General features: G+C 64.1%; 9 protein-coding genes. 4 read left to right on the plus strand and 5 right to left on the minus strand.

All coding sequences use genetic code 11. The features are described 5' to 3' along the window. Positions 1-61: 61 nt before the first annotated feature. Together ACT3S6_RS12135 and ACT3S6_RS12140 are read left to right on the plus strand one after the other, a co-directional pair. Positions 62-1081 carry an aliphatic sulfonate ABC transporter substrate-binding protein gene (locus tag ACT3S6_RS12135; RefSeq protein ID WP_086994324.1) on the plus strand — a complete coding sequence of 340 codons (1020 nt, stop codon included), beginning with the start codon at positions 62-64 and terminating at the stop codon, positions 1079-1081. A gap of 10 nt (positions 1082-1091) precedes the next feature. Continuing rightward, positions 1092-2603, plus strand: coding sequence for a sulfatase-like hydrolase/transferase (locus ACT3S6_RS12140; RefSeq protein WP_444555164.1), 1512 nt, complete (start codon positions 1092-1094; stop codon positions 2601-2603). A gap of 63 nt (positions 2604-2666) precedes the next feature. Here ACT3S6_RS12140 and ACT3S6_RS12145 read toward each other — a convergent pair whose 3' ends face one another. Genes ACT3S6_RS12145 through ACT3S6_RS12160 form a run of 4 tightly spaced genes read right to left on the minus strand, consistent with a single transcriptional unit; the run spans position 2667 to position 7256 of the window. Then, complete coding sequence (locus tag ACT3S6_RS12145; RefSeq protein ID WP_444555165.1) at positions 2667-4016, minus strand: sulfatase family protein; 1350 nt, start codon at positions 4014-4016, stop codon at positions 2667-2669. Further along, on the minus strand, positions 4016-4924 hold the full coding sequence (locus tag ACT3S6_RS12150; protein ID WP_443359120.1) for a carbohydrate ABC transporter permease: 909 nt from the start codon (positions 4922-4924) through the stop codon (positions 4016-4018). The genes ACT3S6_RS12145 and ACT3S6_RS12150 overlap by 1 nt, the downstream gene beginning before the upstream one ends. Before the next feature lie 8 nt (positions 4925-4932). Beyond that, positions 4933-5916, minus strand: coding sequence for a carbohydrate ABC transporter permease (locus ACT3S6_RS12155; protein WP_443384308.1), 984 nt, complete (start codon positions 5914-5916; stop codon positions 4933-4935). Beyond that, complete coding sequence (locus ACT3S6_RS12160) at positions 5916-7256, minus strand: ABC transporter substrate-binding protein (RefSeq protein ID WP_444555166.1); 1341 nt, start codon at positions 7254-7256, stop codon at positions 5916-5918. Before ACT3S6_RS12160 ends, ACT3S6_RS12155 begins: the two co-directional genes overlap by 1 nt. A 315-nt stretch (positions 7257-7571) precedes the next feature. Between ACT3S6_RS12160 and ACT3S6_RS12165 the strand changes: the two genes are divergently transcribed. Together ACT3S6_RS12165 and ACT3S6_RS12170 are read left to right on the plus strand one after the other, a co-directional pair. Continuing rightward, on the plus strand, positions 7572-8582 hold the full coding sequence (locus ACT3S6_RS12165) for a Gfo/Idh/MocA family protein (RefSeq protein WP_443384171.1): 1011 nt from the start codon (positions 7572-7574) through the stop codon (positions 8580-8582). A 36-nt stretch (positions 8583-8618) separates the two neighbouring features. Further along, complete coding sequence (locus tag ACT3S6_RS12170; RefSeq protein ID WP_444555167.1) at positions 8619-10511, plus strand: DUF2264 domain-containing protein; 1893 nt, start codon at positions 8619-8621, stop codon at positions 10509-10511. 10 nt (positions 10512-10521) lie between these two features. On the opposite strand, the gene ACT3S6_RS12175 is transcribed toward ACT3S6_RS12170, so the two are convergent. Next, entirely contained in the window at positions 10522-11289 is a 768-nt protein-coding gene (locus ACT3S6_RS12175; RefSeq protein ID WP_443384173.1) for a copper homeostasis protein CutC, read from the minus strand. Between the last annotated feature and the right edge of the window lie 57 nt (positions 11290-11346).

The raw sequence follows: 11346 nt of genomic DNA on the forward strand, positions 1-11346 counted from the left end.
CACCAGCCTCGTTTTCGTTCCGCACCACCGACATCCACTCAGCACACCTCTGGAGGGCATCATGAACCTGAACAACACCAAACGCCGGGATTTTCTCGCCGGTGGCCTCGGCCTCGCCACCATCGCCGCGCTGACGGCCTGTGCCGGCTCCGAATCCAGCGGCTCGTCCGGCGGGGCGGAAAAGATGCCCATCAAGGTGGGCTACATCGCCGACTATAACGGCGCCGCCCTGCTCGCCCTGGCCAACGAAGAAGGGTATTGGGATCAGGCCGGGCTGAAGCCCGACTTCGTGCCCTTCACCAATGGACCGTTGGCGATCCAGGCGCTGGGAACCAATAATGTGGATGTCGCGTACATCGGGTCGGGAGCCCTGTGGCTTCCGGCATCGGGCAAGGCAGAGATCTGGGCGCTGAACACCGTGTCCAACGCCGACCGGGTCATCGCCCAGCCGGGGATCTCCTCGATGGAGGACCTGAAGGGCAAGAAGGTCGGTGTCCCCGAGGGGACGTCGGGGGATCAGCTGCTGAACCTGGTCCTCAAGAAGGAGGGCCTGAAGCGCGAGGACTTCGACATCGTCACCATGGATCCCTCGACGGCTGTTTCGGCCTTCGCCTCGGGACAAATCGACGGAGCGGCCCTGTGGTACCCGTTGATCGACAACATCAAGGAGCGCGTCCCGGACGTCGTCGAACTGGCGGCCAATAAGGACTACCTGGACGACTTGACCTTCCCCAGCTCCTTCGTTGCGGCAGCGGGCCGGGCGGAGAAGGACAAGGAGCTCGCGCAAAAGTTCATTTCCGTGGTCAAGGCCTCCAACGACTTCCGGCAGGAGAACACGGAAAAGAGCCTCTCGGCTTCGGCGAAGTTCCTGAAGGTCGGGGAGGAAACGCTCAAGCCGCAGGTCGACGTCGCGATCACCTTCACCAGTGCCGAGCTGGAGGAGAAAACCAAGGACGGAACCATCGGCAAATGGCTCAAGGGCTTGGAGGAGCAGTTCCTCGCCGACGACAAGATCGACAAGATCGCCGATCCGAAGACGTTCTACACCGGCGACTTGTACGTCGAAACGAAGAAGGCATAGGTCAATAGAGTTGGAACCGACACAGAAGAAGCGCAACATCCTGTTCCTGATGACGGATCAGCAGCGCATCGACACGCTGGGCTGCTACGGGAACAGTTCGGAACACACCCCGCATCTGGATGCGATGGCCGAACGCGGCACCGTGTTCGAGCGGGCCTACACTCCGACGGCCATCTGCACTCCGGCACGGTCCTCGTTGCTGACGGGGAAGCATCCGTTCGAGCACGGACTGTTGGCGAACTACGAGTGGAATTCCGGTGCCCGCGAGGAATTGCCCGACGGAACTCCCACGTTCGCCGATGAACTACACCGCCAGGGCTACCGGCTCGGACACGTCGGCAAATGGCATGTGGGCCGCCATCGCGGACCGGAATACTACGGTTTCGAGGGCAAGCACCTGGCCGGGGCACTGAACACCTTCGACGACCCGGACTACGTTCAGTGGCTCGAGGACCACGGGCATCCGGCCTTCAAGATCGTGGAACCTGTCTACACCACGGCCTCCGACGGTTCGCAGGGACACCTGATTGCCGGGATCACCGAGCAGCCGACTGAAGCGACCTTCGAGGCCTGGCTGGCCGACCAGACCATCGCCAAGCTGCGGGAATTCGCTGCGGGGACCGGCGCCGAAGGGAACGACGACGGGACGCCGTTCTTCCTGTCCTGCCATATTTTCGGTCCTCACCTTCCGTACCTGATCCCACGCCAGTGGTACGACTTGGTGGACCCGAGCGATATCGAATTGCCCGGTTCCTTCGCCGAAACCTTCCACGGCAAACCTCAGGTCCAGCAGACCTACGCCGAATACTGGTCCACGGAGTCCTTCAGCACCGAGGAGTGGAAGAAGCTCACCGCCGTGTACTGGGGCTATGTCGCCATGATCGACCACGAGATCGGCCGCATCCTGGCCGTGGTGGACGAGCTGGGGCTGGCCGATGACACCGTCACCATGTTCACCGCCGACCACGGAGAGTTCACCGGGGCCCATCGCCTGAATGACAAGGGCCCGGCCATGTATGAGGACATCTACCGGATCCCCGCGATCGTGGCGGAGCCCGGGCAAGAAGGACGGCGCGAGGAGAAGTTCGTCTCGTTGCAGGATTTCACGGCGTCGTTCATCGACATTGCCGGCGGCAACGCAGAAGGCATCCGCGGCGAATCGCTGATGCCGGCCTGCACCGCACCCCTGGGACAGGAGTGGAGGACCGAAATCGTCTGCGAGTTCCACGGCCACCACTTCCCCTACGCCCAGCGGATGATCCGGGACTACCGGTATAAATACATCGCGAATCCGGAGGGGATCGATGAGCTCTACGATCTGGAGGCCGACCCCGACGAGCTGAACAACGTCGTGGACGTCCCGGTCTACCGCCCGGTGCTCAAGGACCTGCGCCTGCGCCTGTACCAGGAGCTGATCAGGCGGGGGGACCGTTTCTACCAGTGGCTGGCCTTTGCCGGGGACATCGATCCCGCCGATCGGCTTCGTCCGGAGACCGCCGTCGAACGCTTCATCGAAGCCTAGGGTGTGCAGAAGGCCCGGGTTCCTCCCAGCAGGGAAGGAACCCGGGCCTTCGCCGTCCCCGGATCAGTAGGGGATCGCGTAGATCCCCGCACGCACTGCAGGGTCCACCCCGGTGGGCAGCACGAGCTTCTTCAGGAAGGCCTCGTCGCCGGTCTCCAGGCACCAGGCGAGCAGCCGGGCGCGGAAGTCCTCCAATACCTCGTCGAAGGCCGATTCGGCGGCCAGATTGCGCATTTCGCCCGGATCCGCGATCAGATCCACGAGCTGTTCGCGGTATTTGCCCCAACTATAGACCGAATACTTATACCGTTCCCCGATGAAGGCCCGGCCCAAGGTGGAGCCTTTGTCGCCGGTCCCGAAAGCCGTTTCGATCGCGACTCCGTCGTCGCTGGTGCGCGGCTGCGCCAGGACATCGTGCCCGGTGGCCCCCGGCGGTGCATTAATGCCGGCCACCCCGCACAGGGTGGGGATCAGATCCACCCCGAGGGAAACGAGCTGCTCGGAGACCTGTGAAGCGCCGATATCGGGGCCACGCATGAGCAGCGGGATCCTGACGGTCTCTTCCTGCAGGGAGGTCTTCTGGTTCCAGCCGTGGGAGGCGTCACCGTCTCCGTGGTCGCTGGTGAAGAGCACTACGGTGTCATCGGCCAGTCCGTGCGCCTCCAGCGAGTCCAAGATCGAACCGATCTGTCCGTCCGCCCACTCGATGAGTCGGGCATAGGTGTGTCGATACAGGCGCCAATCATCGGCGGTGAACTCGGAGGTCCCGTAGGACGGCTCGGCCTGAGTGCGTTCGTACGTCAACGCCTGGGGACTAGCTGGCGGTGTCGGGAAGTTCGCCGGCAGGGGAGGAGCATCGCGGACGGAAGCCGGCGGGCGGACATCACCATAGGGCAGATGCTGTCCGCGGGCGTATTCGCAAATGGTGTGGGGGTTATCGAAGGAAGCGAAGAGCAAGAACGGCTTCTCCTGCTGCTGCCGGGTCCCCAACCAGGCGTCGGCGGCCTCGGGAAGCCCCAGATCACCGAAGGGGTGGACCACGTCGAACCCATCGGCCTCGACGGCACTGGCCCCCGGGGCATGCCATTTGCCGGCGTACGCGCAGTCATAACCTGCGGAAGTGAACCAATGCCCCAGGCTTTCGGGGGAGCGGCCCGGGGTCTTCTCGGAGACGCCGGCATTGCCGGAGATGCCCAACTCGTGGGGGTACCGCCCGGCGACCAGCGAACTGCGGGCCGGAACGCAGAGCGGAAAGGTGGTGTATGCGCGGTTAAAGCGAAGGCCGGCCCCGGAAAGTGCGTCCAAACAAGGAGTCTGGACGATTTCGGAGCCGGCACAACCCAGCGCGTGGGCGGCCCACTGGTCGGCCATGATGATCACGATATTCGGCCGGCCGCCAGTGGGGACGTTCACTACTTGCCCATGCCCAGGGTCAACCCCTCGGTCAGGCGGCGCCCCAGCCAGAGGTAGACCACCAGCATGGGAATGACGACGATCACCAGCCCGGCGAACAAGCCTCCCCAGTCGGCACCCGAGTAGGTCTGCTGCTGGATGAAGGAAATGAGAGCCACCGGGAGGGTGTAGTTCTCGGTGGACTGCATCAGCGTCAACGACAGCAGGGTTTCATTCCAGTGCGCGATGACCTGCAGGACGAAGGCGGTCAAAATGCCGCCCTTGGCCAGCGGGAGGGTGATGCGGAAGAACGTTCCAAACGCATTGGAACCGTCCAGGGCCGCAGCCTCCTCCATCTCGATCGGCAGCGACCTGAAGAAGGCCGTGAGCAGGAAGACGGTGAACGGCATCGAGATGCCGATATACACCAGGTTCAGCCCGAGCAGGCTATCGGTCAGGTACACCTTGTTGAGCATGACGAACAGCGGAATGAGGATCACCTGGGCGGGGATGCCCAGACCCAGGATGAAGTACAGGCTCAACGCATTGGTCAGCTTGTTCTCGACGCGGCCCAGATAGTAGGCAGCGGGTGCCGCCACCGCCACGGCCACCACGGAGGAGACCACGGTGGTCATGAAGCTGTTCCACGTGGCCTGGGCGAAATTGCCCACGGTCCAGGCATTCACGTAGTTGGTGAAGTCCATCGAGGCCGGGATGCCCCACGGGTCGCTCAGGATTTCCCTGGTGCCACGGAAGGACTGGGCGACCATCCACACCAGCATGAGGATCATGACGGCGACGGCGATCCAGAGGACCGTGATCCCCAGACCGCGCAGAAAGGTGCGTTCCCCCGCCATGGCGGGGCTTGCGGCACGATTGCGTTTCCTGCGGATGGGAGTGACGACGGCGACGTCCAGGTTTTCAGACATGCTTCCTCCTAGAATTCGACGGCGTCACGGCGCATGGCACGACGCAGGATGATGACGAGGACGGAGATCAGGGCCAGCGAGATGATCGCCGAGGCGGTCGCCGCACCGTAGGCCGGCGTGGACTGGCCCGAGAACGCGGTGACGTAGGTGTAGACCGCAGTCGTCCAGGTTTCGGTCGGAGGGAGTCCGGCGCCGCTGCTGCCGCCGAACACCCAGATGATCTCGAAGATCTTGATCGACGAAATCGTCCACAACACCGCACACGTCCCGAAGACATCCCAGGTCAGCGGCAGGATCACGTAGCGCAGCCGCTGGAACGGGGTCGCCCCGGCGAGAGCGCAGTCCTCATAGAAATACGGGGGGATGCGGTCCACTCCGGCCATCAAGATGGTGGTGAAGTAGCCGGTGGTGGTGGCCACCATGGTCACCATGATCAGTGGGAAGAGGTTGTCCGCGGCGAGCCATTTGGGCGGGTCGGTGACCCCCAATGGCTCGAGCAGCTTGTTGACCAGCCCGCCCGGATTGAAGATGAACCCGGCCAGAACGCCAAAGACCAACGCGTTGATCAGGTGGGGGAAGAAGATCACCGAGCGGGCGATCTTCTTGCCCATCATGTCCCGCAGCACCAGGCTCAGCCCGAAGGCGATCACGAAGATCGCGATGCCGACGACGAAGAGCAGGAGCAGGGTGTTGCCGAACGACGTGAGGAACAGGTCGTCGCGGAAGACCTGGGAGTAGTTCTTCAGACCCACGAACTTCATGGGCCCCGAACCGGACCACTTATGCAGGCTGATCCAGAAGGCGCCGATGGACGGGACGATGAACAGGATGGTGTAGAACAGGAACGCTGGCCCGACGAACGGGATCAGGAGCTTGCGCCGCTGCCGGTCGATGGAACTGCCGGATTCCTGCTTCTTCTTGCGCCCCCGTGGTGCGCCCCGGGGCTGCTCGGCCGGTTCAGCGCCGACCTCTTGGACTGGGGTCAAGGTCATTAGCCATTGTCCTTCCAGTACTGCTTCTGATCCTGCTGCATCTTCTTGACGTACTCTTCAGCGGTGATCTTGCCCAGGAAGAGCTGGTCGGTATTGGGCCAGAGGATCTTCCCCTGGTAGCCGGGGAAGACCACGCCGTCGAAGGCGAGGTTGATGCTCTCGGTCTCATCGACAGCATCCTTGATGTCCTGCATTTCCGGGGCGATGGTGGCATCGGTGCGGATCGGCAAGACCTTGGCCTTGGCGCCGAACTGGTCCTGGTATTTCTTGTCCAGCAGGGTCACTGCGAGCTGTTCGGCAGCGGCTGCGTGCTCGGCCTTGCGCGGGATCGAGAATCCAACGAAGTCGGCGCGGACGCTGGTCGGGTTGCCGTCAACGGAGGGGAACTGGAAAGAGGCGTAGTCGAAGCCCTTCGAGGCATAAGGCGCGGTTTCGGCCGGGATCCACGAACCGTTCAACAGCAGGTCTGCCTTGCCGGTGGCCCATTTCTGCTGCTGGGCGGGGAACTTGCTGGCGTCGTAACCGCTGATCAGGTAACCGCTCTTGGCGATTTCCTCGACCTTCTTCGCCGAATCCAGGACCTCGGGGGAGGACCAGGCCTCACCGGACGTGTCCGCGGCCAGCTTCTTGAAGGAGCCGGGCCCGCCGTGTCGCAGGACCAGGTTGATGATCCACGCCGAGTTGTAACCGCCGATGTCGCCGTCCGCTGCCAGCGGCGCGGCCTTGCCTTTCTCGAGCTTCTTCAAGGTGGCCATGAAATCGTCCCACGTCTTGGGTGGGTTGGCGGCGATCTCCGGGTGGTCCTTCTTGTTGAACCAGAACGCTTCGGAGCTGAAGTTATAGGGCAGCATCCAGGGCTGGTCGTTCTCGTCGGAGATGTCTGCGTTCTTGAGGTACTTCTCCGGAATCAGTTCGGAAACTGTCTTGCCGTCGACATCGGCGTCGTACGTGCTGCCGAGGCCGAGGGCCTGGCCGGTGTCGCCGACCGAGGTCGCCAACTTGCCGTAGGCCCCGTCCACCAGGTCAGGGACGTTGTTGGTGTTCAGTGCCGGCACCAGCTTCTGCGTGTTGCTGCGACCTTGCCACTGCACGTCCACCTTGGCGCCGGTGTCCTTCTCGAAGTCCTTGATGGCCGAGGCGATGACCTTCTGCTGGGCTTCGCCTTCCTTCCACATGGACCAGTACGTCAGCGTCTGGCCGTCGATGGAAGTCGTCATGTCATCTGCCTGTGCTTCGGCGCTCGAGGAGGAGGCGGGGCCGCCGCAACCGGTGACCGAGAAGACCAAAGCCGATCCGAGGAGGAGGGCCGTGGGGCGAAAATAGCGGGCTGTTTTGCCCATGGCATTCACCTTTCGTGAGGGTGAACCGCGGATACTGCGGTTCGGTTGAGACGACTATCACAGCGTCAAAAAGAAGGATTCAAGTGGTACTTGAAGAAGTCCTGTGACAAAACATGGTCTTTCATGGTTTTATCCGCATTCCGTCGACCCGTGAAAGCAGCGCAGATCATAATCGTCGACGATTACGTCTGGAATCATTCTTTATTGGCTTGAATAATCATCTCTTAAGGACCGGCCGTGCCGACCCAAGGTCACGACCCACGATCAGGACCACGCATCAACCACGGTCCACGACGCATATTAAGAGGTAAGCAATTGATCCGTCTAGGAATCATCGGGGCAGGTGCCGTCGCCCCGTTGCATGCACAGGCAGCCACCACGCTGCCCGACGTCGAACTGGTCGCCGTCTGTGACCTTCGGCCCGATACGGCCTCCGACGTCGCCGTGTTGACCGGGGCAGCCGTCTATACCGACTACCTGAAGATGTACGCTGAGGCGGAACTGGATGCGGTCATCGTGAACACCCCGCATGCCCTGCATCTGCAAATGGTGCTCGACGCCGCCGACGCAGGCCTGCATGTGCTGGTGGAAAAGCCCATGGCCATCAGCCTGGCGGACTGCGATGTCATGATGCGCGCCTGCGAACAAGCAGGGGTGACACTCGTTGTCGGGCATATCCAGCATTTCCTGCCTGAAAAGGTTGCCGCCCACGAGGCCTTGGCCTCCGGGAAGCTGGGAAAGCTGCTGATGATCCGTGATTTCCGCAGTACGAACTACCGCCCCGGCACCCGGCCGGCATGGTTCTTCGACCCGGTGATGGCCGGCGGCGGTGCGTTCATGAACATCGGCGGGCATTGCATCGACCGCTCACTCTGGCTCGCTGATTCGGCGGCCGAAACCGTCGACTCCCGGACCCTGGCACGTTTCGGTGTCGAGGTCGAGACCGACGGCTACCTGAATTTGCACCTGCGCAACGGGGTGGAGATCAACATCGTCATCGTCTCGGATCCACCGCAGCGGCTGGACGAGATCCTGTTGATCTGCGAGGAAGGCACGATCTCCTGCACCCCCGACCGCGGGACCATCATTCGGCACCACGGACAAAGCAGCACGCTCCACGTCCCCTCGGCGGATAACATCCAGACGGGGTTCACCGCCCAGCTGGCCGACTTCCTGGCTACCGTCAACGGGGCCTCACCACAGGTGAGCAACAACCATGCCCGCAGCATCGTGGAAACCATCCTCGCCGCCTACCGTTCCGCCACCTCACGGAAGACCGAACCCGTCCGTGCCGAAACCGTAGCGGATCTGCAACAGGCACTGTAGCGACACCAGGTGGAACCGACGCGAAAAGAGCAGGCCATGGAGAAAGCCCGGAGCTTCACCGGATGGGGCCGCGTCGAGTGGGAACGGTTGGCCGACCGGTTGATCGCCGGGGCCCACCGCCATTCCTCTCCCGCGGGAGCCCGCGTGGTCTTTCCGCCGGCAGCGGGACAAAACGCCACCGACCAGTTGGAGGGTTTCGCGCGGTCGTTCTTGCTGGCTGCGCTGCGCATCGCCGGTTCGGCAGGTTCAGATCCTGCCCTGGTGCAGTGGTACGCCGACGCGCTGGCGGCAGGAGCCCGGTGCGGCGATGCCGAACAGTGGCCGCGATTGACCGACCACGGCCAACCCACGGTGGAAGCCACCGCGATCGTCCTCGGTCTGCATTTCTCCCGCCCCTGGCTCTGGGACGGGCTCGACGACGGGGTGCAAGCCCGGATCATCCACTGGCTCTCCGGAGCCACCGGCCAGGCCTCTGCCGATAACAACCATGTCCTTTTCGGGGCCACCATCCAGGCCTTCCTGGCCTCGGTCGGCGCCCCCTGCGACCGGTTCGGCATCGAGGCCGCGTTGGACCGCATCGAGGATTGGTACGCCGGGGATGGCTGGTACTCCGACGGCGAGGGACGCCGATTCGACCACTACAACGCCTGGACCTTCCAGCTGTACCCGTTCTTCATCCTGGAGATGCTCTCCGGAACCGTGGCGGCGGCCACGGCGTCGGCCGAACGCCTGCGGCTCTACCGGGAGCGCCTGGAGATGTTCCTGCGGGGCTACCAGCACCTCTTCGCTGCCGGAGGGAGCCCGTTGATCCAGGGGCGGTCGCTGATCTATCGCTGGGGCGTCGTCGCCCCCTTGTGGATGGGCGAACTCCAAGGGGTGGAGGCATTGCCTCCGGGGCGGACCCGGCGGCTCGCTTCCGGGGTGGCCCGGCACTTCACGGACCGGGGCGTCGGGGACGACGGGGTGCTCCCGCTGGGATGGTGGGGGCCGCGATCCTCCATCCTGCAGTCCTATAACGCCCCGGGCTCCCCGTTGTGGGCGGCCAAGGGGTTTTTGGGGTTGCTGCTCCCGGCCGACCATCCGGCCTGGACCGCGCCGGAGGCGGCCCTGGAGATTGAGGGGGCCGATGTGAATCGGGTCCTGTCCGGACCGCAGTGGCTGGTCCAGGGGAACCACCGTGACGACATCGTGAAAGTCGCCAACTTCGGCACCGGGGGCCACCCGCGCCACGATTCGGCCCTGTATCGCCGACTAGCCTTCAGCACGGCCAGTGCCCCGGTCCAGCAGGGCAGCCTGCGCGATAACGACCTCTATGTGCCGTTGGACGACTCAACGAGTTTGAACCGCGGACCGGTGGCCGGGGTGGCCCGTCCGGGAGGTGGCAGCAGCAGATTCCGGCTGGACGCCGCGGGACGTGATATCGAGGTCGATTATGCGACGGCGCTGCTGCCCGACGGCGTGGAGCTGCGTGCCGCGCGTATCCGTGGTGCCGTGGCCATGCCCCTCGAAGCCAGCGGCTATGCCTTGGCTGGTGATACCGAACCGGAATCCGTACTCACCGCCGCGGGAGCCCTGGCCGCCGGTTCGGACGGGTTGCGCTCCGGTATCCAGTTCGTCGGTGCCCCGGAAGGTGACACGGTAGCTGCCACTCCCCGCATCCGCGAAGCCTCCGGATCGATCCTTGGTGAACGGGTTGCCGTACCGGTGATCACGCTGGATCCTGCCGCCGGCGCGGAGACGCGATGGTCCTGGCTGGTCTGCTTCACCCGGCGGAACGTCGATCTGGAGGCGGTGGCCAGGCGCCTCGTTCTGAACTGGACGCCCGACGGGCTGCAGGCGTCGGACGGGGCCATCACCGCGAACCTGTCGTGGATTCGCCATGAACGATGGCCGGCCGACGCGATCAATCAGGGAGTCTTCGGGGCCTGAAACCGACGGGTCAGCGCGAAGCGGCGCGGGCTTCCTTGACCAGTTCTCGGTCGGTTGCGGTTTCCGGCGACGGGGTCAGCACCATCGGCATGGTCCCGGTGCTCGTGCGAACCCGGGGGCTTGCCGCTGCTGCGCCGGCCGGCACCGGAGCGGGCTTCCTTCTGGCGGAGAGGTGTACGGCGTCCAGACCCGCGGCCTTCAATGCCGGGATATCCTCGACGACGAGCCCGCCACCAGCCATGACCTGAAGCCGTCCGGCGGCACGCTGGACCAGACGGGCGAGCAGATCCAGGCCAGCCCCCACCGAGTCCTCGGCCCCCGAGGTCAACACGCGGGTAAAGCCGAGTCCGGCCAACAGATCGATGGCTTCCATCGGGTCGCGGCATTCGTCGATGGCCCGATGGAACGTGATTTCCATGTCGGGGTTGGCCCAGCGGGCCGCATCGAGAAGAGTGCGGGTTCCCGCCCGGTCGATCCAGCCATCGGGGGTGAGCGCGCCGAAGACGACGCCGTCGGCGCCTCGGGCGGCACAGGAGGCGATTTGTTCCGCCATGGTCCTCAGCTCTTCACCGGAGTAGACGAAGTTCCCGGGACGGCAACGGATGATCGGATGGATCTCGGTGGTGCCGGCCAAGGGGCCGCGGCACGACTCGAGCAGGGCAGTGGAAGGGGTGAGCCCGCCGACCTCCAGATTCGCGCACAGCTCGACCCGGTTGGCGCCCTCCTCGGAGGCAATCAGTGCTCCGGGAAGGTCGACGACGGCGATCTCGAGTTTCATGGCGTCCTCTTCAGGGGATGGGGCAGGCTGGCCGGGGCGGCTTGGGCCGATGCGGAA

The sequence above is a fragment of the Arthrobacter sp. AOP36-C1-22 genome (assembly GCF_052377515.1).
Lineage (GTDB): Bacteria > Actinomycetota > Actinomycetes > Actinomycetales > Micrococcaceae > Arthrobacter_H.